This window comes from Streptomyces sp. NPDC048521, assembly GCF_043199855.1.
Lineage (GTDB): Bacteria > Actinomycetota > Actinomycetes > Streptomycetales > Streptomycetaceae > Streptomyces.
This window is the reverse complement of sequence record NZ_JBICWR010000004.1, coordinates 538,254-560,056: the sequence shown is the minus strand read 5'-3', so window position 1 is coordinate 560,056 and position 21,803 is coordinate 538,254. Positions and strand designations below refer to the sequence as shown.

Here is a 21,803-nt window from a genome sequence, read left to right as displayed (position 1 = left end):
CTGCCTGGCACCTAGGGTCGAGGGCATGAGCACTGCACAGGAAACCGTCGAGTACGCACCCGAGCAGGCCCCGCGGCTGCGCTGGACCCAGCACGCCCCCGAGGTCTACAAGGCGATGATCCGCCTGGACACCGCCGCCAAGCAGGGGCTGGACCCGAAGCTGTACGAGCTGGTGAAGATCCGGGCCTCGCAGATCAACCACTGTGCGTTCTGCCTCGACATGCACACCAAGGACGCGCTCGCGGCCGGTGAGAGCGTCGAGCGGGTCGTGCAGCTCAGCGCGTGGGAGGAGTCGCGGCACTTCTACACCGCGAAGGAGCTGGCCGCGATCGAGCTGACCGAGGCGATCACCGTCCTGACGGACGGGTTCGTGCCGGACGAGGTGTACGAGCGCGCCGCCAAGCACTTCGAGGAGGCGGAGCTGGCCCAGCTGATCGCCGCGATCGCGACGATCAACGCCTGGAACCGGTTCGGGGTGACCACCCGCATGACCCCGGGCCACTACCAGCCGGGGCAGCACACGTGAGCCGTACGCAGGTGCTGGACCGGGAGGTCGGCCAGGCGATGTCCGCGCTCAGCGCGGCGGCGAAGCGGGGGCTCGGCGATCCGGCCCTCGCCGAGCTGGTGATGATCCGCGCCTCGCAGATCAACCACTGCGCGTTCTGCCTGGACATGCACCTGCGAGTGGCCCGGAAGAACGGGGAGTCGGAGGACCGTGTCCAGCTGCTCAACGCCTGGGAGGAGGCCGAGGACCTCTACAGCGAGCGGGAGCGGGCCGCGCTGGCGCTGACCGAGGCGGTCACCGTCCTCACGGACGGCTTCGTCCCTGACGAGGTGTACGAACGGGCCGCGAAGCACTTCACGGAGACCGAACTCGCGCATCTCATCGGTCTGATCACCGTCATCAACGGCTGGAACCGCCTGATGGTCAGCCGCCGCATCCCGCCGGGGGGCTACCAGCCGTGAGCAAGGTGGACGAGTTCCGCGCGCTGCACCGGGGGCGCGCCCAGGGCGACCCGCTGATCCTGCCCGGGCCCTGGGACGCCGCGAGCGCACGCGTGTTCGTCGCGGCCGGATACCCGGCGCTGGCCACGCCGAGCGACGGGGTGGCCGCCTCGCTCGGGTACGAGGACGGCGAAACCCCGGCCGACGAGATGTTCGCGGCGATCGCGCGGATCACCCGGTCGGTGGACGTGCCGGTGTCGGCGGACGTCGAGGGCGGTTACGGGCTCGCCCCGAAGGAGCTGGTCGAGCGGCTGCTGGAGGCGGGTGCCGTGGGCTGCAACCTCGAGGACTCGGGACCGGGGGGTGTCCTGAAGGACCCGCACGAGCACGCCGAGTACCTCGCCGAGGTCCGCTCGGCCGCCGCCGACCGGCTCTTCGTCAACGCCCGCGTCGACACCTTCGTGCACGGCGACGGGGATCCCGGACAGGCCGTCGAGCGGGCCGCGTTGTACGTGGCGGCGGGCGCGGACTGCGTCTATCCGATCCTCGCCCCGCCCGCCGTGCTGCCGCTGCTGCGGGCCGGGATCCAGGGCCCGTTGAACGCCCTGGCCCGGCTGGACGGGGAGGGCCCCTCGTCCGCCGCGCTCGGCGAACTCGGGGCCACCCGGATCACGTTCGGGCCGGGACTCCAGCGGCGGGCGGCCGCGGCGCTGCGGGAGATCGCCGACGGCCTCGGCCGGTAGGGGGCAGGGGGACTCAGGACAGCCACTTCTTCCATACGGAGGGGTGGCTGTCCACCCACTTCTTCGCCGCCTCCTGGGGGCTGAGCTTCTGCTCGGCGATCATCAGCGCCACCTCGTTCTGGTCCTCCGTCGTCCACGAGAACTTCTTCAGGAAGGCCGCCGCCCTGCCGCCGGACCTGGTGAAGTCGGCGTTGAGGTACTTCTGCAGCGGGGTGTGCGGGTAGGCGCAGGCGACCTCGGCCGCGTCGGCGTCGCAGCCCTCCTTGTACGGCGGCAGCTTCACCTCCGTCATGGGGACCCTCTTGAACAGCCACTGGGGGGCGTACCAGTACGTCAGGAAGGGCTTCTTCTCCTTGGCGAACTGCTTGATCTGGGTGATCTGCGCCGCCTCGGAACCGGCGAAGACGACCTGGTAGTTCAGCTTCAGGTTCTTCACCAGCGCCTTGTCGTTGGTGACGTACGACGGGGAGCCGTCCATCAGCTGGCCCTTGCCACCGCTCTCCGCGGTGCGGAACAGCGAGGCGTACTTGTCGAGGTTCCGCCAGTCCGTGATGTCCGGGTGCTGCTTGACGAGATAGGTGGGGACGTACCAGCCGATGTGGCCGGTCACCCCGAGGTCGCCGGCGGGCCGGATCGTCTTCTTGTCGGTGACGTACCGCTTCTCCTGGTCCGGGTGCCCCCAGTCCTCCAGGAGGGCGTCGACCCGGCCCTGGCTGAGCGCGTCCCAGGCCGGCACCTCGTCGACCTGGACGGTGTCGACGCGGTAGCCCAGCTTGTGCTCGAGGATGTACTGGGCGACGGCCACGTTGGCCTGGGCGCCCACCCAGGACTGCACGGACAGGGTGACCGTCTTCGAGCCCTGGGCGTTCGCGAACGGGCTGGCCTGCTTGGTCATGTCGGCGGCGCCGCAGCCTGCGGTCAGCCCCAGGACCGCGACGGCGACCGGGACGGTCGTACGCACGCGCATGTCAGGCTCCCTTCTTCGGGCGGCGTCCGGTCGGCTGGGTCACCCGGTCGAGCATCAGGCCCAGGCAGACGATGGCGGCGCCCGCCACCAGGCCGGTCGCCAGGTCGCCCTGGGCCAGGCCGAAGGCGACGTCGTAGCCGAGGGCACCGCCGCCGACCAGGCCGCCGATGATGACGACGGCCAGGACCAGGACCACGCCCTGGTTGAGGGCGAGCAACAACGAACGCCGGGCGAGCGGGAGTTGTACCTGCCACAGCTGCTGGCGGCCGGTCGCGCCCAGCGAGCGCGCGGACTCCAGCGCGGCCTGGTCGACCTGGCGCAGGCCCTGCGTGGTGATCCGGACGACGGCCGGGAGGGCGTAGACGACGGCCGCGGCGACGGCGGGGGCGCGGCCGACGCCGAACAGGGCGACGACCGGGATCAGGTACACGAACTGCGGCATGGTCTGGCAGACGTCGAGGACCGGGCGCAGGGCGCGTTCGACCCGGTCGCTGCGGGCCGCGGCGATGCCGGTCGCGAAGCCCAGGACGAGGGTGACGGCGACGGCGGCCAGCACCTGGGAGAGGGTGTCGAGGGACGGCTCCCACACGCCGAGCACACCGATCGCCGCCATGGCGAGGACGGCGGTCAGCGCCGTGCGCCAGGTGCCGATCAGCCAGGCCAGTGCGGCGACGACGAGCAGCACCGACCACCAGGGCAGCCACAGCAGGCCGTCGCGGACGGGGTCCAGGATCCAGGTGGTGAAGTGGCCCGCCCAGTCCGCGGTGCCGCCGACGACCGGGACGCCGGAGTAGAGGTGGGCGGTCATCCAGTCGACGGCGCGGTTGACCGGTTCGGCGATGCCCAGGGTCCGGCCGGCGGGCCAGTCGAGGCGGCCGAGGAGGCGGGTGGCCAGGGCGACGGCCGCGGTGGCCGCGAAGGCGTACGGCCAGCCGATGGCACGGGGCCGGGCGGTGCCGTCTCCGGCGGCTCCGGCGGCTCCGGTCACGCGGTCCAGGACGACCGCGAGCAGCACGATCGGGATGCCGGCCGCGAGGGCCGCGCCGACGTCGACCGAGGCGAGGGCCTGGTAGACGCGGTCACCGAGGCCGCCGGCGCCGATGACCGAGGCGATGACGGCCATGGACAGCGCCATCATGATCGTCTGGTTGAGGCCGAGGAGGAGTTCCTTGCGGGCCAGCGGGACACGGGCGGTCAGCAGCCGCTGGCGACGGGTGGCGCCGAGTGACTCCACGGCCTCCAGGACCTCGGGGTCGGCGCCGCGGAGGCCGAGCGCGGTGAGGCGGGCCATCGGCGGGGCGGCGTACACGACGGTGGCGAGGACGGCGGCGGGGACGCCGATGCCGAAGACCAGGACGACGGGGAGGAGGTAGGCGAAGGCCGGGAGGACCTGCATGGTGTCCAGGACCGGGCGCAGGGCGCGGTCGAGGCGGTCGGACAGGCCGGCGGCGAGGCCGAGGAGGACGCCCACCGCCGCGGAGGCGAGGACGGCTACGACCATGAGCGCGAGGGTCTGCATGGTCGGGACCCACATGCCGAGGGCTCCGCAGGTGAGGAAGGCGGCCGCGGTGCCGACGGCGAGGCGGGGGCCGCCGAGGCGCCAGGCCGCGAGCGCGCCGAACGCCGTGACGCCGGTCCAGCCCGCGGCGAGGAGGGTGAGGTAGACGGCGCGGACGGAGAGGACGACGGCGTTGCTGACGTGGCCGAAGAAGTACAGGAAGAGGGGGTGGCTGTCCCGGTTGTCGATGACCCAGTCGCTGGCGGTGGCGAGGGGGTGGGAGAAGTCGACGGTGAGGGCGTGGGGCCAGGTGGGGCCGGGCCAGTGGGTGGCCGCCCAGGGGGCGAGGACCGCGGCGAAGAGGGCGAGCAGGAGGAGTTTGCCCGCGGCCCGGCTCTTGAGGACGCGGGGTGTGCCGGCACCGGAGGTCGGGACGGTGAGGGTTGCCATCAGACGACCTCCGGGCTGGTGCGGAAACCCTCCGAGCTGGTGCCCGCAGCCACGGCGGTGTCCGGGCCCGCGGCAGGGGCCGTGCCGGTGGGGGCGGCGGGGGACGCGGCGGGGGCTGCTGCGGGTATGCCTGCCACAGCGCCGATCAGTTGCTGATGGTCGACCACGCCGAGGCACCTGCCGTGGTCCATCACCCGGGCGGGGGCCCCGGCCCGGGCCACCGCCTCGATGGCCTCCGCCACGGTGGCGTCCGGGCGGATCGCGGGGCCGTCGGCCGTCTCCTCGGCGAACGCCGGGCGCATGGCCGTACGCACCGTCATGACCTGTTCGCGCGGTACGTCCCGGACGAACTCGCGGACGTAGTCGTCGGCCGGGGCGCCGACGATCTCCTCGGGGGTGCCGAGTTGGACGATCCGGCCGTCGCGCATCAGGGCGATGCGGTCGCCGAGCTTCAGCGCCTCGCTCAGGTCGTGGGTGATGAAGACCATCGTGCGGCCTTCCTCGCGGTGCAGACGGGTCACCTCTTCCTGCATGTCGCGCCGGATGAGCGGGTCGAGGGCGCTGAAGGGTTCGTCGAAGAGCAGCACCTCGGGGTCGACGGCGAGGGCGCGGGCGAGGCCGACACGCTGGCGCTGGCCGCCGGAGAGCTGGCCGGGGCGGCGCTTCTCCATGCCTTCGAGGCCGACCTTGGCGACGACCTCGGCGGCCCGTTCGCGCCGCTCGGACCTGCCCACGCCGTGGATCTCCAGGCCGTAGGCGACGTTGTCGAGGACCGTGCGGTGCGGGAGCAGGCCGAAGTGCTGGAAGACCATCGCGGCCCGGTGCCGGCGCAGTTCGCGCAGGCGGGCCTTGTCCATGGCGCGGACGTCCTCGCCGTCGATGGCGATGGTGCCGGCCGTCGGCTCGATCAGCCGGGTCAGACAGCGGACGAGGGTGGACTTGCCGGAGCCCGACAGGCCCATCACGACGAAGACCTCGCCCTTGCGGACGTCGAAGGAGACGTCCCGGACGGCGGCGGTGCAGCCGGTGCGGGAGCGGAGTTCGGCGGGGCTCAGGCCGCTGAGTCCCGGGTCGGCGGGAACGCGGTCGGCCTTCGGGCCGAAGACCTTCCACAGACCGTCCACGGAGAAGACGGGCGCGTCGTCGGTGGGGGGCTTGCGTGTGGGGACCGTGAGTGTCATCGGGTCTCACCTCCGATCAGGTCGACGGCCTTCTCCCCGACCATGAGCACCCCGATCATCGGGTTCACGGCGGTCATGGTCGGGAAGACGGACGCGTCGGCGATGCGAACACCGGCCAGGCCGCGGATGCGCAGCTCCGGGTCGACCACGGCCAGTTCGTCGTCGGCGGCGCCCATCTTGCAGGTGCCGGCCGGGTGGTAGACGGTGTGCGCGACCTTGCGGGCGTACTCGCTCAGTTCGGCGTCGCCGAGGATCTCGGGGCCGGGGCACACCTCGCGCTTGAGCCAGCCGGCCAGCGGCTCGGTCTTGGCGATCTCGCGGGCGATGCGGATGCCGTCGACGAGGGTACGGGCGTCGTAGTCGTCCTCGTCGGTGAAGTACCGGAAGTCCAGGGCGGGCTTCACGGACGGGTCGGCGCTGGTCAGGTAGAGGCGGCCGCGGCTCTTGGGCTTGGGGATGTTCGGGGTCATCGAGACGCCGAACTCCGGCCGCTCGTAACCCAGTCGCTCCGGGTTGTCCGTGAACGGGATCTGGTAGAAGTGGAACATCAGGTCCGGGCCCGCGTGTTCGGGGTCGCGGCGCACGAACAGGCCCGCGTCGGAGTCCATCGCGGAGTTCTCGGGGATCGGGCCGTGGGTCTCCCAGACGATCACCGACTCGGGGTGGTCGAGCAGGTTCTCGCCGACGCCCGGCAGGTCGTGCACGACCGGGATGCCGAGTGCCTCGAGGTCCTTGCGGGGCCCGATGCCGGAGTGCAGCAGCAGGCGCGGGGTGTCGACGGCGCCCGCGCACAGGACGACCTCGTCGCGTGCGCGTACCAGTAGTTCCTCGCCGTCCTCGGTGCGGACGTGGACGCCCTCGGCGCGGGTGCCGTTCAGCTCCAGCCGGTACGCCCAGGTCTCCAGGTACAGGCGCAGGTTGGGGCGCTCGTCCAGCACCGGGTGCAGGTAGGCGACGGAGGCGGAGGAGCGCTTGTTGTTCTCCGGGTGGTAGGCGAGGTCGAAGAAGCCGACGCCTTCCGTGAACGGCTTGCGGTTGAAGCCCTCGACCCGGGGTACTCCGAGTGCCGATCGGGCGGCGTCGACGAAGTCGCGGGCGATGGCGTTCCGGTCCTTCTCGTCGACGGAGACGATGTTGTTCTTCAGGCGGGCGAAGTAGGCCTCCATGGGGACGGCGCCCCAGCCCTTGGCGCCGGCCTCCTCCCACTCGTCCCAGTCGGACGGGAGCGGCTTGAAGGAGATGAGGGTGTTGTGGGAGGAGCAGCCGCCGAGGACGCGGGCGCGGCTGTGCCGGATGTGGGAGTTGCCGCGGGGCTGTTCGGTGGTCGGGTAGTCGTAGTCGAGTTCGCCGCCGAGCAGGCCCATCCAGCGGCGCAGCGTCAGGACGTCGTCGCGGCCGACGTCGCTCGGGCCGCCCTCGATGACGGCGACGGTGACGTCCGGGTTCTCGGTGAGGCGGGAGGCGATGACGGAGCCCGCGGTGCCGCCGCCGATGACGACGTAGTCGTAGACGTGGGTGTGGGACATGGGGGTGCGTACTCCAGGTGGGGCTTGCGGCTTGCGGAGGGTGGGGGCTCAGCCGGCGAACCAGCGCACCGGCTTCGGCGCGAGGTTCTGGTAGATGTGCTTGGTCTCGCGGTACTCGGCGAGCCCGGCGGGCCCCAGCTCGCGGCCGGTGCCGCTCTTGCCGAAGCCGCCCCACTCCGCCTGCGGCAGGTAGGGGTGGAAGTCGTTGATCCAGACGGTGCCGTGGCGCAGCCGCCCGGCAACGCGGCGGGCCTTGCCGGGGTCGGTGGTCCAGACGGCGCCGGCGAGGCCGTACTCGGTGTCGTTGGCGAGGAGGACGGCCTCCTCCTCGGTGCGGAAGGTCTCGACGGTGAGGACGGGTCCGAAGACCTCCTCGCGGACGACCTTCATCTCGCGGTGGCAGGCGTCGAGGATCGTCGGCTCGTAGAAGTAGCCGGACACGGGCCGCTGCGGTGACGGCTCGGGACGCTTGCCGCCGCAGCGCAGCACCGCGCCCTCGGCCAGGGCGGAGGCGACGTACGCCTCGACCTTGGCGCGCTGCTGCTCGGAGACGAGCGGGCCGCACTCGACGCCGTCCTCGGTGCCGCGGCCGAGCCTGATCCGCCGGGCGCGGCGGGCGAGTTCGGCGACGAAGCGGTCCCGGACCGGCTCCTCGACGATGAGGCGGGCGCCGGCCGAGCAGACCTGGCCGCTGTGGATGAAGGCGGCGTTGAGGGCCTGGTCGACGGTGGTGTCGAAGCCCTCCTCGGTGGCGCAGGCGTCGGCGAAGACCACGTTGGGGTTCTTGCCGCCGAGTTCGAGGGCGACCTTCTTCACGGTCGGGGCGGCGGCCCGGGCCACCTTGGTGCCGCTGACCAGGCCTCCGGTGAAGGAGACCAGGTCGACGTCGGGGTGCTCGGCGAGCCGGGCTCCGACGGTGTGGCCGGGGCCGGTGACGATGTTGGCCACTCCGGCGGGCAGCCCGGCCTCCGCGAGCAGCTCGATCAGCGCGATGGTGGTCATCGGGGTGATCTCGCTGGGCTTGACGACGAAGGTGTTGCCGGCCGCGAGCGCCGGGGCGATCTTCCAACTGGCCTGGAGAAGGGGGTAGTTCCAGGGGGTGATCAACGCGCAGACACCGACCGGCTCGTGCACGACGACGCTGTGGACGTCGGGTGAGCCGGCGTCGACCACCCGGCCCGGGGCCTCGGCGGCCACCAGGTCGGCGAAGTAGCGGAAGGCGTCGGCGACACAGTCGATGTCGACGCGGCCCTCCTCGACGGTCTTGCCCGCGTCCCGGCTCTCCAGCAGGCCGAGTTCCTCGCGGTCCCGCATCAGCAGGTCGGCGACGCGGCGCAGCAGGGCGGCGCGTTCGGCGACCGGGGTGCCGGGCCAGGGGCCGTGGTCGAACGCCTGCCGGGCGGCGGTGACCGCCCGCTCCGCGTCCTTCTCGTCGCCCTCGGCGACCACGGCGAACGGCCGGGCGTCCGCGGGGTCGAGGATCTCGCGCGTCGCGCCGGAGATCGCTTCCAGCCACTCGTCTCCCGCGCGGATGGTCGCCTGGGCCTGTCGTTCCGTTCTGTCCGCCATGATCGGTGTTGCCTTCCGTTCCTGGTCCGTACCCCTGTGTCACATGGGTGTCACGCTCGGGGACCGTGGCCGCCTGCCCAGGGCCGCGAATCGCATGCGCAATCGGTGGCCGAAAGTGCGCCGCGTCACTGAAAATGCGGTCGAAAACGTACAAAAGTAGGGTGGGCGGGGGTGTTCGGAGGTGGTGAGATGGCCGGAAGATCCATGCTCTGTGCGGCGGCAAGCATCACCGTGGCGCTTCTGCTCTCCCCCGCCCTGCCGACCGCGGCCCACGCAGGCGACGACGACCCGAGCGCCCGCGCCCTCGCGGACGAGGCCCGCGACCACCTCCTCGCGGCCCGCTCGGTACACCTCACGTTCGCGGACCGCGCGAGGAACACCGGCCGGACCGTCCCGGCCTCGGTGGACGTCGTCCTGGACCGGGCCGGCGACTGCGTGGGCGAGCTGGTGATGAACGCGGGCGGCGGCAGCGTCGAACTGATCAAGCGGGGCGATCAGGTGTGGATGAAGCCGGACACCGCGTTCTGGAAGGCGCAGCTGCCCGGCCGTCAGGGCGAGGCCGTCGCCGGGATCGTCAAGGACCGCTACATCCACGGCTCCACGCACGACACGGTGCTGCGGGGCATGGCCCACACCTGCGACCTGAGCGCCTTCCAGCGGCAGGCCGCCGACGGCTCGTCCCACGACGCCAAGCTGACCAAGGGCAAGGAGACGACCCGTGAGGGCACGGAGGTGATCCCGCTGAACGGCACGAAGGACGGCAAGAAGGCGGTCCTGTACGTCACTTCGGCCGCCCCGCACCGCCTGGTGGAGGCCACCCGGAAGGGCGGCGGCACCGACCAGTCCCTGACCTTCACCGACTACGACAAGCCGGTCCCCTCCGCGACTCCGCCCGCGCGCGACTCCGTGGACGTCCGCAAGCTGCTGCAGGAGCTGCGGAACGCCTGACCCGCCAGGCCCTGCGGGGGCGGCGGCCATGGACACCCGCGCCTTCCTGGTGGCGTACGAGGAGGAGCGGGCCGTCGGCTGCGGGGCGCTGCGGCTGCCGGAGGGTCTGGAACACCAGGCACGGGCGCGCGGACTGGACGTCGTACGCCTGGACACGCACGCCGTGCTCACTCCAGATCCCGTGCCACGACGACAACGTCCACGCCAGTCACTGGTTCGAGAAGCGGCCGGCCGACGGCCGGGACCGGGACCGTCGGCCCCGTAGAGCCGCCGGAACGCGCACGGGCCCCGCTTTCCGGAGAACCGGAGCGGGGCCCGTGCGGGCGTCACGGCGTCACCGCCGGAGGCACTCTCAGATGAGGCCGAGGGAGCGGACCGCCTCGCGCTCCTCCTCGAGCTCCTTGACGGAGGCGTCGATGCGGGCGCGGGAGAACTCGTTGATGTCCAGGCCCTGGACGATCTCGTACGTGCCGTTCTTGGTGGTGACCGGGAAGGAGGAGATCAGGCCCTCCGGGACGCCGTAGGAGCCGTCCGACGGGATGCCCATGGAGGTCCAGTCGCCCTCGGCGGTGCCGTTGACCCAGGTGTACACGTGGTCGATGGCGGCGTTGGCGGCGGAGGCGGCCGACGAGGCACCGCGGGCCTCGATGATCGCGGCACCGCGCTTGGCGACGGTCGGGATGAAGTCCTCGGCCAGCCACTTCTCGTCGTTGACGACCTCGGCGGCGTTCTTGCCGGCGACGGTGGCGTGGAAGATGTCCGGGTACTGGGTGGCGGAGTGGTTGCCCCAGATCGTCAGGCGCTTGATGTCGGCGACCGTGGAGCCCGTCTTCTTCGCGAGCTGGGTCAGCGCGCGGTTGTGGTCCAGGCGGGTCATCGCGGTGAAGCGCTCGGCCGGGACGTCCGGGGCGGCGGCCTGCGCGATGAGCGCGTTGGTGTTGGCCGGGTTGCCGACGACGAGGACCTTGATGTCGTCCGCGGCGTGGTCGTTGATGGCCTTGCCCTGCGGCTTGAAGATGCCGCCGTTGGCCTCCAGCAGGTCACCGCGCTCCATGCCCTTGGTGCGCGGACGGGCGCCCACCAGCAGGGCTACGTTGGCGCCGTCGAAGGCGACGTTCGGGTCGTCGGTGATCTCGATGCCCTGGAGCAGCGGGAAGGCGCAGTCGTCCAGCTCCATGGCCGTGCCCTCGGCGGCCTTGAGCGCCGGGGTGATCTCCAGGAGGCGCAGCTTGACCGGCACGTCCGCGCCGAGCAGCTGGCCGGAGGCGATGCGGAAGAGCAGGGCGTAACCGATCTGGCCGGCCGCGCCGGTGACGGTGACGTTCACGGGAGTGCGGGTCATGGCGTTCTCCGTATGACAGCTGGCGGTGGGGCGTCCCTGCCCCGGGCGGATGATCGATCTCTTGGCGTCAAGAGAGATCCAGCGGTCAGGCTATCGCGCATCCGGCAGGCGAGACGTCCGGGGCCGTGTGGCTCACCCCACAAGGGGATCACCAGGGACGTATCGCCGGAAGGGGTGGGGCCGGAAGGGGTGGAAAAGGCGGCCGCCGGTCCGGGAGAGGAGGGACGGAGGCGGCCGCCGGTGGGGGTGCCGGCGTGCCGGACTCCCGTGGGGGTACCGTTCGCCTGCCCAGGATCGGGACGGCCATGCGCGCGGCCGCGGAATTTCCCGTTTCCTGTCAGCCACGCGCGCGCCCCGGCGACAGCCGCCGGCCGTCATTGACTGCCGCCCGGTCCGTCGTCGTTACGCCGTCAGGGCGTGCGGCCGGTCCGCTGTCGTACCACTGTCGGCGGCCGGTCGCCGTCGCTCCGCCGTCATTGCCTGTCGCCGGTCCGCCGTCGTTCCGTTGTCCTACCGCCGCCTGCGGCCGGTCCGCCGTCGCTCCGCCGTCAGGGCGTGCAGCCCGTGCGTCCGGACGCCAGGGTCGCGCAGGCCTTGGCCTCCGCCGCGTCCTTCACGGCGACCATCGGGGTGTAGGCGATGGCGTCCCCGACGGCGGTGATGTCCCCCGTCTGCCGGACCTTGCCCGCGGACACCTGCACCGTGTCGCCCTGCGTGCCGCCGGTGATACGGCCCCAGGCGGTGCCGCAGATCTTGCTGTAGCGGACCTCCAGGGTGGTGGTGCCGACGGTGGCGGACTTGGCGGTGGTCACCGAATCGCCGCTGCAGCCCATGGCCTCGGCGTCCTTGCCGTTGCAGGCGGAGCCGGAGCACTTCACCCCGGGGGGCAGGCTCGTGCGGGTGCCGGCGGTCGGGGAGGGCGACTTGGCGGCGCCCTCGTTCTTGTCGCCGCCACCCCCGTTGGTGAAGAAGAAGACGGCGGCGATGACGACGAGTACGCCGACGAGGCCCGCGAGGAACATCGTGATCCGCTGCCGGCCCGCGGTCCCCTTGGCCGCCGGCCCCGGTTCCGGCTGCGGGGCCGCGGGTTGCCCGGCGTAGGGGCTCGGGGTGTCCGGGGTCCCCGCGGGGGCGTCCGGCCGGGCCGGGGGCCGTGTACCGGGGCGGGCGCTCGCCTGCGAGGGGCCCCGATACCCGGCGACGCCCCAGGAGTTGCCGCCGGACGACGCGTTCGCCTCTCCGGTCGCGTCCCGGACGTCGTCACCGGCGGCCGGACCGCGTCCCGCGTCCTCGCGCAGTCCGCCGCCGGCCGCCTCCCATCCGGCCACGCCCCAGGAGTTCCTGCCGCCCGGAACGGAACCGCCGGCACCCTCGTCCGCTGTCCCCGGCCCGGCCGGGCCCCGGTGATCCGTGCCGGTGCCGCGCGCCGCGTTCTCCCGCGCGTCGGCGTCGGGGGCCGTGGGCTGGGCGGGGATCGTCGGGGAGACACCAGCGGGACCGGCGACGCCCGGGGTCACGGTGGTGCTGCCGCTCTTGCGGGCGGACGGCCCGCCGGTCGCCTCGGCCGCCCCGAACTCCCCGAGCGCGGCCCGCGCCTGGGAGATCCGGATCGCCTCCATCGTGCGGTCGTGGCGCATCTCCGCACGGCTCCAGGCGCGTTCGGCCAGCTCCCACATGGTGGTGAGGTGGACGGGGCTGGTGCCGGTGACCTCGGCGAGGGCGACGACCGCCCCCTTGGGCGCGAGCAGCCGGCCGCCCAGGTAACGCTCCCAGGACGTCTTGCTGTAGCCCGTGCGGTCGGCCAGCGCCGCGATGCCCAGGCCGCTGTGGTCCACGAGCCGACGGAGCTGGCTCGTGAACTCCTTGATCTGCGGGTCCAGATCCTCCGGCAAGCCTTTCCAACGAGGCATCGTCTCCCCCTCTTCCCCCCGGTCGGTGCTCTTGGTCTCGCGCACGGCCCCCCGGCCGTCCCCCGCCTTCCGGTACCCGTGCCGGCCTACCCACAGGGATGCGCTGCTCAAGGATCCCAGTTCCCGGAACGGGGGCGCACGGGAGCATGGGTCGCGGGGGCGATGCACCAGGTGCTACGGGGTCTTCGTAACGTATCCCGAACTGTCAATACATCGACACCGGAACGACACATGTGGCGGTGCGCGCGGACACCGTAGCGGAACGGTCACTTCCGTGCCACAGCGCAGGGACAGGCGTTGAACGGGGGGTTCACGGACGGAAGGCTGAGTCCGGGCGGTGGCCCGTCCTTGCTCGGGGGAGGGGACGGGCCACCGTGCCGGCCGCACACCGCCGTTCGGCCCGCACGCCGCTCCCGCCCGCACCGGGGGCCTCAGCCGCCCGGGTCACCCGTCCCGTCGCGTACGCCGGCACCACCGCCTGGGCCCGGACTCGGGAGTCAACCGGACGCGGTACCACGGAAGTTGCGGGAGTCGGGCGCCTGCCTCCCCCGGTGGTACGGCAGTTCGACCCGGAGGCGGGGCGCGGGCCGGCGGCCGTAGCGTCGGTGACGGGGAGGTGCCGGTGGCCCGCGTCCCCGGGGGGAGGCGCGGGCCACGACGCCGCGGACAGCGCTACTGGTCGATCGTGAAGTGCAGGGTGTCCTTCAGGAACGGTATCTCCAGCAGCGGGTGGGGCTGGGCCATCAGTGACAGCAGCACGATCGCCAGGCCGAGGATGCCGTAGGTGACGATGTCCGTGAAGCGGGAGCGGACGGCGAGCATGCCGACGCGGGGCAGCGTCCAGCGCAGCACCGCGCCGGCCAGCAGGCCGGCCCCGATCAGCAGGGTGCCGTAGCGGAACACGTCGAGCGCGGTCAGCAGCAGGCCGAGCGCCACCGCCGACAGCACGAGCAGCATGGGCCACTGCCGGGCGGGCGCCGGGGCGTCGCCGGGCGCGGCCCGGCCGCCGCCCTCGGGGCGCGCGGTGTCCCTGGTGAACAGCGGGAAACGACGTGTGACCCGCCGCGGGCGCCCCTCGGCGTCAGGGGCGCTGATCGCGTCGCGGACCGTCGGTTCCGCCTGCCCGCGGGTGTCCTCAGCCGGCACTGCGCTCCGCCGCCTCGACCACGTTGACCAGCAGCTGCGCCCGGGTCATCGGGCCGACACCGCCGGGGTTCGGGGAGATCCAGCCGGCCACCTCGCGCACGTCCGGGTGGACGTCGCCGACGATCTTACCCTCGGCGTTGCGGGAGACGCCGACGTCCAGGACGGCCGCGCCCGGCTTGACGTCCTCGGCGCGGATCAGGTGCGGGAAACCGGCCGCCGCGATGATGATGTCGGCCCGCTTCAGATGCGCGGACAGATCGCGGGTGCCGGTGTGGCACTGGGTGACGGTGGCGTTCTCGCTGCGCCGGGTGAGCAGCAGCGGCATCGGGCGGCCGATGGTCACGCCCCGGCCCACGACCACGACCTCGGCGCCCTTGATCTCCACGCCGTGGGCCCGCAGCAGGGAGAGGATGCCGTTGGGTGTGCAGGGCAGCGGGGCGGGCTCGTTCAGGACGAGACGGCCGAGGTTCATCGGGTGCAGGCCGTCCGCGTCCTTGGCCGGGTCCATCAGTTCCAGGATGCGGTTCTCGTCGATGCCCTTGGGCAGCGGCAGCTGGACGATGTAGCCGGTGCAGGCCGGGTCCTCGTTCAGCTCGCGGACGACCGCCTCGATCTCCTCCTGCGTGGCCGTGGCGGGCAACTCACGCTGGATGGAGGCGATGCCGACCTGCGCGCAGTCGCGGTGCTTGCCTGCGACGTACTTCTGGCTGCCGGGGTCGTCCCCGACCAGGATCGTGCCGAGGCCGGGCGTGACGCCCTTCTCCTTCAGCGCCGCCACGCGGGCGGTCAGATCGGACTTGATCGCGGCTGCGGTGGCCTTGCCATCGAGAATCTGGGCGGTCATGCCCCCATCCTCGCGGATGACCCGCCCCCGGTTCCAATCCGGGTGGCCGGAAGCCTCACGCGCCTGTGTCACCGGGTGATCGCGGATGTGCCACATCATGATCAGCGATGTTGCACTTGCACAACACCTCGTGCTTCCGGCTGGACAAGTAAGAGCCCCCTAAAGAACGATGAGCACACAGTGCCGCGGGCAGTACCGGGGGGACGGACCGCATCTGTAGAACTCTCCTCCGCACCGTGCCGCGCGTCGTCCCCGCACTTGAACAACGGAGGAAGACCGCCATGAGCTTTGGCGACCCGAACAACCCGTACGGCCCGCCGCCGCCCCAGCCGCCGACCGCTCCCGGCTACGGCTACCCGCAGCAGCCCGGTATTCCGCCGCAGGGCTACCCCCAGCAGCCGGCGTACCCGGGGTACCCGGTCGCGAACATGATGCCGCAGACCATGCCCGGTCTGATGACCACCGCGCGGGTCCTGCTCTACATCGTGGCGGCCGTGCAGATCCTCATCGGCATCTTCGCCATCTTCGGCGCCGCGACGCTCAACGACGCGTCCAACGCGGGCGAGGACGCCTTCGGCGACAACGACTTCTCCGACATAGGGCACGCCGGGGCCGGCGTCGTCCTCGTCGTGGCACTGCTCTTCCTCGCGCTCGCCGGGCTCTCGATCACGCTCGGCGTGAAGTTCTCCCGCGGCGGTCAGGGCATCCGCATCACCACGATGGTCTACGGCATCCTGGGCGCCATCTTCGGCTTCCTGATCCTGATCGGCGCGGCCGACGCGGGCTCCAGCGCCGCGCTGGTGTGGGCCCTGCTGTGGATCGGCTTCGGCGGCATCATGGCGGCGGCGATGATCGTCCCGTCCGGCGCGGCCTGGTTCAACCGCCCGCGCTACTGAGCGCCGACGGCAGGCGACGCATCCGACCGGGCTGTTCCCCCTTTCGGCAGGAGGCACAGCCCAGTCGCCTTCTTGCGGGCGCCGGCACGGGTCGTCGGTGTCACGCGGCAGCTGTCGAAGGCGGGTCGACGCACGTGGCCCGTCCGGGTCGGAGCCCCGGCGGAAGGACGCGCGGCCGGCCGGTCCCCCGTCGCGGCCCGTGTGCGTACGGTGCCCCGGTACTGCCCGTTCCCAGGCCCGAACGCCGACGGTCCGGCCGCCTGCGAGCAGCGACCGGACCGACAGCACCCCGGCTCAGTGGAAGAAGTGGCGCGTACCCGTGAAGTACATGGTCACGCCCGCCTTCTTCGCGGCCTCGACGACCTGCTCGTCACGGATCGAACCGCCCGGCTGGACGATCGCCCGCACACCGGCGCCGATGAGGATCTCCGGGCCGTCGGGGAAGGGGAAGAAGGCGTCGGAGGCCGCGTAGGAGCCCCGGGCGCGCTCCTCACCGGCCCGCTCGACGGCCAGCTTGCAGGAGTCGACGCGGTTGACCTGGCCCATGCCGACACCGACCGAGGCGCCGTCCTTCGCGAGCAGGATCGCGTTGGACTTCACCGCACGGCACGCCTTCCAGGCGAAGGCGAGTTCCCGCAGCTCCTCGGGGGAGAGCGCCTCGCCGCTGGCCAGCGTCCAGTTGGCGGGGTCGTCGCCCTCGGCCTGGAGCCGGTCGGCGACCTGGAGCAGCGCACCGCCGTCGATCGGCTTGACCTCGACCGGGTGGGCCGGGGCGTCGGCGCAGCGCAGCACGCGGATGTTCTTCTTCTTGGTGAGGGCCTCCAGCGCGCCCTCCTCGTAGCCGGGCGCCACGATGACCTCGGTGAAGATCTCGGCGACCTGCTCCGCCATCTCCTTGCTGACCGGCCGGTTCACGGCGATCACACCGCCGTACGCGGACACCGGGTCGCAGGCGTGCGCCTTGCGGTGCGCCTCGGCGACGTCCGCGCCGATCGCGATGCCGCAGGGGTTGGCGTGCTTGATGATCGCGACGCAGGGCTCGTCGTGGTCGTACGCGGCACGGCGGGCGGCGTCCGTGTCCGTGTAGTTGTTGTACGACATCTCCTTGCCGTGCAGCTGCTCAGCCGCCGCCAGACCGCCCTCGCCGGAGGTGTAGAGGGCGGCGGGCTGGTGCGGGTTCTCGCCGTAGCGCAGGGTGTGGACGCGCTCCAGGGTGGCGCCGAGGAAGTCGGGGAACGCCGACTCGTCGGCCGGCGCGTAGGCGGAGGCGAACCAGGACGCGACGGCGATGTCGTACTCGGCGGTGTGCCGGAAGGCCTCGGCGGCCAGGCGCTTGCGGGCGGCGAGGTCGAACCCGCCGTCCTTCACCGCGGCGAGGACGTCGGCGTACCGCCGCGGGCTGGTCACCACGGCCACCGACGGGTGGTTCTTGGCGGCCGCGCGGACCATCGACGGGCCGCCGATGTCGATCTGCTCCACGCACTCGTCGGGCGAGGCGCCGGAGGCGACGGTCTCCCGGAACGGGTAGAGGTTGACGACGACCAGGTCGAACGGCTCCACGCCCAGCTCGGCGAGCTGCTCGCGGTGGCTGTCGAGACGCAGGTCGGCGAGGATGCCCGCGTGCACCTTCGGGTGCAGGGTCTTCACCCGGCCGTCCAGGCACTCGGGGAAGCCGGTCAGCTCCTCGACCTTGGTGACGGGGACGCCGGCGGCGGCGATCCGGCCGGCCGTGGACCCGGTGGAGACCAGCTCCACACCGGCCTCGTGCAGCCCGCGCGCGAGGTCCTCGAGACCGGTCTTGTCGTAGACGCTGACGAGCGCGCGACGGATGGCCCGCTTGTTGCTCTCGGCGGTCACTGGATAACTACCTTTCGTCCCTCGATGCGATAGCCGTTGCGGGCGAGCCGCCCCACGACCTCGACGAGCAGCCTTCGCTCGACTTCCTTGATGCGCTCGTGCAGCGCGCTCTCGTCGTCCTCGTCCCGGATCTCGACCACGCCCTGGGCGATGATCGGCCCGGTGTCGACGCCGTCGTCGACGAAGTGGACGGTGCAGCCGGTGACCCTGGCGCCGTACGCGAGCGCGTCACGCACGCCGTGGGCCCCCGGAAAACTGGGCAGCAGCGCCGGGTGGGTGTTCACGAACCGTCCGCCGAAGCGGGCGAGGAACTCCTTGCCGACGATCTTCATGAACCCGGCGGAGACCACGAGGTCCGGCTCGTACGCGGCCACGGCCTCGGCGAGGGCGGCGTCCCACTCCTCGCGGGTGCCGTAGTCCTTGACCTTCCGCACGAAGACCGGCAGCCCGGCCCGCTCGGCGCGGGCGAGCCCCTCGATGCCGTCGCGGTCGGCCCCGACGGCGACGATCCGGGCACCGTACGACTCGGCTCCGGTGCGCTCGATCTCGTCCAGGAGCGCCTGCAGGTTCGTGCCGGATCCGGAGACCAGCACGACGAGGCGCTTGACCGCTGGGCCGGCGGGGGTGGCGGCCACGATGGGGCCCTTTCTCGGGGTGGCGATGTGTCCGGCCGACGTCTTGTACCTTCGCACGAATGCTTCGTCTCCCCCGATACGGGGAAGTCTACGAAGCGGCCGACCGTCAGCAACGATACCGGCACTGCGGACAGCCCCCACGGGACGGGTGCGTGGCCGGAAGGTAGCGTTCGCAGGGAATCGAGAAGGGGCAGCCTCGGGAACGCGGTCGTCGTGCGGTGCGTTCACGGGGTGGAAGCTCACGCCGGACAGCCGTAGTCACCTAGGGGAAGACGCTCTTTTGATGCCCGATCGCAGCCTGCGACTCCTCACGTTCCCGCCGCGCCCGGAGCAGGGGGGCGAGCGTGGCGCCGTGCTGCTGCGGGAGCGGCCGGCCTCGTCGCCCGAGGCACCCCAGGGCGGACGGGACGGCGACGGGCGGGGCGGCGAGCAGCAGGACGACAATCCGTTCGCGCCGCCGCCGGAAGGCGCCCCTGACCGCCCCTGGCAGCCCCGCCGCCCCGGAGACTCCTCCGGACACGGACACGGATCCGGCAACGGCCACGGATCCGGCAACGGCCACGGATCCGGCCACGGCAACGGATCCGGCCACGGCAACGGCTCCGGCTCCGGGGGCGACTCCCCCTGGGGCAGCCAGTGGAGCGACCGCCAGCCCGGCCGCTCCCCCGGCGGCTTCGGCGAGCGGCCCGGCGGCGGCCCCCAGCAACCGGGCGGACCGGCCGGCCCCGACATGCGCTGGGACCCGACCGACCCCGCCCAGCGGCGCGCACGGTACGCCTTGCTGTCGGGCATGTGGGCGGTCTTCTTCGCGCTGTTCAGCTGGCCGTACGTGGCCCTGCTGCTGGGCGCGCTGGCCCTGTACTGGGGCATCAGCGCGCTGCGCGCCAAGCCGCGCACCCCGGACCCGACCACCCCGGCCGCCCCGGTGCCCCCCGGCGGCCGGCCCCGGACGACGGCGGCCATAGGCGGCCTGGTCACGGCGTCCCTGGCCCTGGTCCTGGTCGCCTCCACCTTCACCGTCCAACTGGTCTACCGCGACTACTACACCTGTGTCGGCGACGCCCTCACCCACGAGGCCAAGCAGTCCTGCGAGACCCTCCTGCCGAAGGAGCTGCGGGGGGTGCTGGGCGCGGGGAACGGCTGACCTCGCGCCGTCCCGGCCGGCCGGGACGGGTCAGGGGCTCGGCTCCGGGTCCGCGGGGCCGGTGCCGGGTGCGGGCGATGGTGTGCCGGGGGCGTGAGGCGGGCCGTCCTGGTCCGGCGGCTGGAGGCCAGGCCCCTCCGAGACGTCACGGGAAGCGGCGGCCTCCCTCAGGGCCGCCCAGCGGGAGGCGCGCGCGAGCTCGTCGTGCCAGTCGGGGCTGAACGGGTCGTCGGCGGGGAGGATGTGGTACAGCTCCTCCCCGGCAGAGCCGGCCGTGCAGGGTACGACGTGGGGTCGGGCTGACGCCTTTCCCTTGGCGCCGTCCTTGGACTTGTTTCCCTTGTCCGACTTGGCGTCCTTGCCGCCGTCCTCGGACTTGTTTCCCTCGGTGTCCTTGGCGCCGTCCTTGGGCTTTGACGTGTCCTTGGGCTTCGCCGCCGGCTCCTCGGCCTTCCCGGGGTCCGTCTCCTCGACCTTCGCCTTCCCGGACGCCACCCCAAGCTTCTTCGGCCCACCGGGACCCGTCTCCCGCACCTCCCCGTCCCCGGAGTCCGTCCCGGCTCCCGCCTCCCGCCCGGGTGCCTGGGCCGGTGTCTTCGCCTGCCCGGGTGCCTGGGCCGATGCCTTGCCTTGTCCGGGCGCCTGGGCCGGTTCCTGCGGCGCTTCCTTCGTCCGGGCCGTGCCCGCCCCCGCCGCCGGCCGGTTCCCCGGCCCCGTGCCCTGCGCCGCGATCGTGTCGGGCCGGGTCCGCCGGCTCCGCAGCCGCCAGGCCCGTGCGCCCAGCGCCACCGGCATTCCGAACACCGCCGTCCAGGCCCCGGCCGCACCCCCGGTCTGCCACCACACCGGGCCGAAGCGAGCCAGTGCGGCCACGCCCAGCGGGCCGCCCGCCAGTCCGGCGAGCAGGCCGAGGATCGCCGCGCCGACCACCGCAGTCAGCAGCACCAGCCCAGCGGTACGGCCGGCCGACCAGCGGGCCCGCGCCGCTTCCCCGGGTTTGCGCCGCACCGCCGCCCGTGCCACGAACCACCCCGCTGTCACCCCGGCCGCCACCGGCACCAGCCCCGCCGCCCAGTTCGGCGGCGTCCCGGCGCCCGCGTCCGGCACCGCCGCCAGCAGCGGGAACGGCGGCAGCAGCGGGGCCGGATCGGCGGCGAGCGGGTGCACCAGGTGCCCGGCGCCGAGGACGAACCCGGGGCCGAGGGCGTAGGACGCGGCCCACACCGCCCCGTTGGGGATGAGCGCGATGCCGAGCAGCAGCACGGCGAACCGTCCCGTCCAGCCCTCCGTCAACTGGAGGAAGGACGCCCGTGCCGCGTCGCCGTGCCACACCAGTGACACCCCGAGCAGCAGCGCCCCGCCACCGAAGAACACCACCGTCGCGGCACCGGCGGCCCGTACGGCCGCACCCAGCAGCGCACGCGCCCCCGCCGACGCCACCAGCCGGCGCACCGGCCCCGGCAGCACCCCCAGCGCGCTCGGCGCCGTTCCCGGGGCGCTCGGCTCCGTCGGAGCGGGTGGCTGTCCCTCTTCCGGGCGTCGGTGCGCCGACCACGTCCCGACGCCCGCCGCGAACGCCGCGACGAGCGGCACACACACCGTCACCCAGGCCCAGACAGGGCGCAGTTCACCACTGGAGCAGTACAGCGCGGCCGCGCCGCCGACGCCGAGGTAGCCGAGGACGACGCCCGTCCACACCGTGAGCGCCGGCACCGGTGGCGGTCCTTCGGGGTCGGCGGAGACGTCCGACGCGTCCCGCGCCGCCCGGTAGAGCAGCCACATCGGCAGTGCGAGCAGCAGCAGCGGGGTCACGCCGACCGGCAGGGGCGCACCGGAGAGGGTCTCGGTGCGGACCAGCTGCACCCCGTGCCCCAGCAGCCACAACGCGGCGGCGACGTGCAGCGCACCGCCGGGCCCGCTGTCGGGGTACGGCGAGCTGACCCACATCGCCAGGACGAGCACGGCGAGCGAACCGAGACCGAGCCCGGCCGCGACCGCACCACCGAGGAGGCTTGCGGCCAGTCCGGGCGATCGGTCGCGCATCCGGGCCAGCAGGGGCGGCGACGGCGGTCGATGAGCGGTCATCTGGGTCACGGACGCCATGCTCCCAACGACACGCGCTTTCCCGTCGTAACAGGCGAACCTCCGAAGTGTCGCCCAATATACGTTTATGTTCTTTTTCGTACGAAAGGGTGCATGGTG

19 protein-coding genes are annotated in these 21,803 nt (G+C 72.7%); 7 read left to right on the top strand and 12 right to left on the bottom strand.

Going from position 1 to position 21,803, the window contains the following annotated elements:
• The first annotated feature begins 25 nt into the window (after positions 1 to 25).
• Genes ACGFRF_RS13465 through ACGFRF_RS13455 form a run of 3 tightly spaced genes read left to right on the top strand, consistent with a single transcriptional unit; the run spans position 26 to position 1,688 of the window.
• Positions 26 to 526, top strand: a complete 501-nt coding sequence (locus tag ACGFRF_RS13465; protein WP_393739266.1) for a carboxymuconolactone decarboxylase family protein — start codon at positions 26 to 28, stop codon at positions 524 to 526.
• Entirely contained in the window at positions 523 to 966 is a 444-nt protein-coding gene (locus ACGFRF_RS13460) for a carboxymuconolactone decarboxylase family protein (protein ID WP_393739264.1), read from the top strand. Before ACGFRF_RS13465 ends, ACGFRF_RS13460 begins: the two co-directional genes overlap by 4 nt.
• Entirely contained in the window at positions 963 to 1,688 is a 726-nt protein-coding gene (locus ACGFRF_RS13455; protein ID WP_393739262.1) for an isocitrate lyase/phosphoenolpyruvate mutase family protein, read from the top strand. Before ACGFRF_RS13460 ends, ACGFRF_RS13455 begins: the two co-directional genes overlap by 4 nt.
• 13 nt (positions 1,689 to 1,701) lie before the next feature.
• Here ACGFRF_RS13455 and ACGFRF_RS13450 read toward each other — a convergent pair whose 3' ends face one another.
• The 5 genes from ACGFRF_RS13450 to ACGFRF_RS13430 are packed head-to-tail and all read right to left on the bottom strand — an operon-like array spanning position 1,702 to position 8,879.
• The gene (locus ACGFRF_RS13450) at positions 1,702 to 2,655 is read right to left on the bottom strand and encodes an ABC transporter substrate-binding protein (protein WP_393739260.1); all 954 of its coding nucleotides are present in this window, start codon (positions 2,653 to 2,655) and stop codon (positions 1,702 to 1,704) included.
• A 1-nt stretch (position 2,656) separates the two neighbouring features.
• Positions 2,657 to 4,603, bottom strand: coding sequence for an ABC transporter permease (locus ACGFRF_RS13445; protein WP_393739258.1), 1,947 nt, complete (start codon positions 4,601 to 4,603; stop codon positions 2,657 to 2,659).
• Positions 4,603 to 5,784 carry a glycine betaine/L-proline ABC transporter ATP-binding protein gene (locus tag ACGFRF_RS13440; protein WP_393739256.1) on the bottom strand — a complete coding sequence of 394 codons (1,182 nt, stop codon included), beginning with the start codon at positions 5,782 to 5,784 and terminating at the stop codon, positions 4,603 to 4,605. Before ACGFRF_RS13440 ends, ACGFRF_RS13445 begins: the two co-directional genes overlap by 1 nt.
• A complete protein-coding gene (locus ACGFRF_RS13435) occupies positions 5,781 to 7,310 on the bottom strand; it encodes a GMC family oxidoreductase (protein ID WP_393739254.1) in 1,530 nt (509 codons plus the stop codon). Before ACGFRF_RS13435 ends, ACGFRF_RS13440 begins: the two co-directional genes overlap by 4 nt.
• Before the next feature lie 48 nt (positions 7,311 to 7,358).
• Positions 7,359 to 8,879, bottom strand: a complete 1,521-nt coding sequence (locus tag ACGFRF_RS13430) for an aldehyde dehydrogenase family protein (RefSeq protein WP_393739252.1) — start codon at positions 8,877 to 8,879, stop codon at positions 7,359 to 7,361.
• 189 nt (positions 8,880 to 9,068) lie between these two features.
• Between ACGFRF_RS13430 and ACGFRF_RS13425 the strand changes: the two genes are divergently transcribed.
• Both ACGFRF_RS13425 and ACGFRF_RS13420 read left to right on the top strand, forming a co-directional pair.
• Complete coding sequence (locus ACGFRF_RS13425) at positions 9,069 to 9,827, top strand: hypothetical protein (RefSeq protein ID WP_393739251.1); 759 nt, start codon at positions 9,069 to 9,071, stop codon at positions 9,825 to 9,827.
• A 28-nt stretch (positions 9,828 to 9,855) separates the two neighbouring features.
• The gene (locus tag ACGFRF_RS13420) at positions 9,856 to 10,092 is read left to right on the top strand and encodes a hypothetical protein (protein WP_393739249.1); all 237 of its coding nucleotides are present in this window, start codon (positions 9,856 to 9,858) and stop codon (positions 10,090 to 10,092) included.
• A gap of 87 nt (positions 10,093 to 10,179) precedes the next feature.
• Here ACGFRF_RS13420 and ACGFRF_RS13415 read toward each other — a convergent pair whose 3' ends face one another.
• From ACGFRF_RS13415 to ACGFRF_RS13400, 4 genes are all read right to left on the bottom strand, one after another.
• Positions 10,180 to 11,169 (bottom strand): malate dehydrogenase, encoded by a 990-nt coding sequence (locus tag ACGFRF_RS13415; protein WP_393739247.1) that lies wholly within the window; start codon positions 11,167 to 11,169, stop codon positions 10,180 to 10,182.
• A gap of 548 nt (positions 11,170 to 11,717) precedes the next feature.
• The gene (locus ACGFRF_RS13410; RefSeq protein ID WP_393739245.1) at positions 11,718 to 13,079 is read right to left on the bottom strand and encodes a DUF2690 domain-containing protein; all 1,362 of its coding nucleotides are present in this window, start codon (positions 13,077 to 13,079) and stop codon (positions 11,718 to 11,720) included.
• 672 nt (positions 13,080 to 13,751) lie between these two features.
• A complete protein-coding gene (locus tag ACGFRF_RS13405) occupies positions 13,752 to 14,225 on the bottom strand; it encodes a DUF3017 domain-containing protein (RefSeq protein WP_393739243.1) in 474 nt (157 codons plus the stop codon).
• Positions 14,215 to 15,069 (bottom strand): bifunctional methylenetetrahydrofolate dehydrogenase/methenyltetrahydrofolate cyclohydrolase, encoded by an 855-nt coding sequence (locus ACGFRF_RS13400; protein ID WP_393739241.1) that lies wholly within the window; start codon positions 15,067 to 15,069, stop codon positions 14,215 to 14,217. Before ACGFRF_RS13400 ends, ACGFRF_RS13405 begins: the two co-directional genes overlap by 11 nt.
• A 281-nt stretch (positions 15,070 to 15,350) precedes the next feature.
• Between ACGFRF_RS13400 and ACGFRF_RS13395 the strand changes: the two genes are divergently transcribed.
• Entirely contained in the window at positions 15,351 to 15,965 is a 615-nt protein-coding gene (locus tag ACGFRF_RS13395) for a hypothetical protein (RefSeq protein ID WP_393739239.1), read from the top strand.
• A gap of 294 nt (positions 15,966 to 16,259) precedes the next feature.
• Here the strand turns inward: ACGFRF_RS13395 and purH are convergent, their stop codons facing one another.
• Both purH and purN read right to left on the bottom strand, forming a co-directional pair.
• Positions 16,260 to 17,822, bottom strand: coding sequence for a bifunctional phosphoribosylaminoimidazolecarboxamide formyltransferase/IMP cyclohydrolase (purH, locus tag ACGFRF_RS13390; protein WP_393739237.1), 1,563 nt, complete (start codon positions 17,820 to 17,822; stop codon positions 16,260 to 16,262).
• Complete coding sequence (gene purN / locus ACGFRF_RS13385; protein WP_393739377.1) at positions 17,819 to 18,457, bottom strand: phosphoribosylglycinamide formyltransferase; 639 nt, start codon at positions 18,455 to 18,457, stop codon at positions 17,819 to 17,821. The genes purH and purN overlap by 4 nt, the downstream gene beginning before the upstream one ends.
• A gap of 283 nt (positions 18,458 to 18,740) precedes the next feature.
• Between purN and ACGFRF_RS13380 the strand changes: the two genes are divergently transcribed.
• The gene (locus tag ACGFRF_RS13380; protein ID WP_393739235.1) at positions 18,741 to 19,601 is read left to right on the top strand and encodes a hypothetical protein; all 861 of its coding nucleotides are present in this window, start codon (positions 18,741 to 18,743) and stop codon (positions 19,599 to 19,601) included.
• A gap of 30 nt (positions 19,602 to 19,631) precedes the next feature.
• Here ACGFRF_RS13380 and ACGFRF_RS13375 read toward each other — a convergent pair whose 3' ends face one another.
• The gene (locus ACGFRF_RS13375) at positions 19,632 to 21,686 is read right to left on the bottom strand and encodes a DUF6350 family protein (protein WP_393739375.1); all 2,055 of its coding nucleotides are present in this window, start codon (positions 21,684 to 21,686) and stop codon (positions 19,632 to 19,634) included.
• Positions 21,687 to 21,803: the final 117 nt, after the last annotated feature.

Bases quoted from the DNA above. Each gene is read 5' to 3' on its own strand.
- ACGFRF_RS13465 (WP_393739266.1), top strand. From the start codon at position 26: ATGAGCACTGCACAGGAAACCGTCGAGTACGCACCCGAGCAGGCCCCG.
- ACGFRF_RS13450 (WP_393739260.1), bottom strand. From the start codon at position 2,655: ATGCGCGTGCGTACGACCGTCCCGGTCGCCGTCGCGGTCCTGGGGCTG.
- ACGFRF_RS13445 (WP_393739258.1), bottom strand. From the start codon at position 4,603: ATGGCAACCCTCACCGTCCCGACCTCCGGTGCCGGCACACCCCGCGTC.
- ACGFRF_RS13440 (WP_393739256.1), bottom strand. From the start codon at position 5,784: ATGACACTCACGGTCCCCACACGCAAGCCCCCCACCGACGACGCGCCC.
- ACGFRF_RS13435 (WP_393739254.1), bottom strand. From the start codon at position 7,310: ATGTCCCACACCCACGTCTACGACTACGTCGTCATCGGCGGCGGCACC.
- ACGFRF_RS13430 (WP_393739252.1), bottom strand. From the start codon at position 8,879: ATGGCGGACAGAACGGAACGACAGGCCCAGGCGACCATCCGCGCGGGA.
- ACGFRF_RS13425 (WP_393739251.1), top strand. From the start codon at position 9,069: ATGGCCGGAAGATCCATGCTCTGTGCGGCGGCAAGCATCACCGTGGCG.
- ACGFRF_RS13420 (WP_393739249.1), top strand. From the start codon at position 9,856: ATGGACACCCGCGCCTTCCTGGTGGCGTACGAGGAGGAGCGGGCCGTC.
- ACGFRF_RS13415 (WP_393739247.1), bottom strand. From the start codon at position 11,169: ATGACCCGCACTCCCGTGAACGTCACCGTCACCGGCGCGGCCGGCCAG.
- ACGFRF_RS13410 (WP_393739245.1), bottom strand. From the start codon at position 13,079: ATGCCTCGTTGGAAAGGCTTGCCGGAGGATCTGGACCCGCAGATCAAG.
- ACGFRF_RS13400 (WP_393739241.1), bottom strand. From the start codon at position 15,069: ATGACCGCCCAGATTCTCGATGGCAAGGCCACCGCAGCCGCGATCAAG.
- ACGFRF_RS13395 (WP_393739239.1), top strand. From the start codon at position 15,351: ATGAGCTTTGGCGACCCGAACAACCCGTACGGCCCGCCGCCGCCCCAG.
- ACGFRF_RS13380 (WP_393739235.1), top strand. From the start codon at position 18,741: ATGCCCGATCGCAGCCTGCGACTCCTCACGTTCCCGCCGCGCCCGGAG.
- ACGFRF_RS13375 (WP_393739375.1), bottom strand. From the start codon at position 21,686: ATGACCGCTCATCGACCGCCGTCGCCGCCCCTGCTGGCCCGGATGCGC.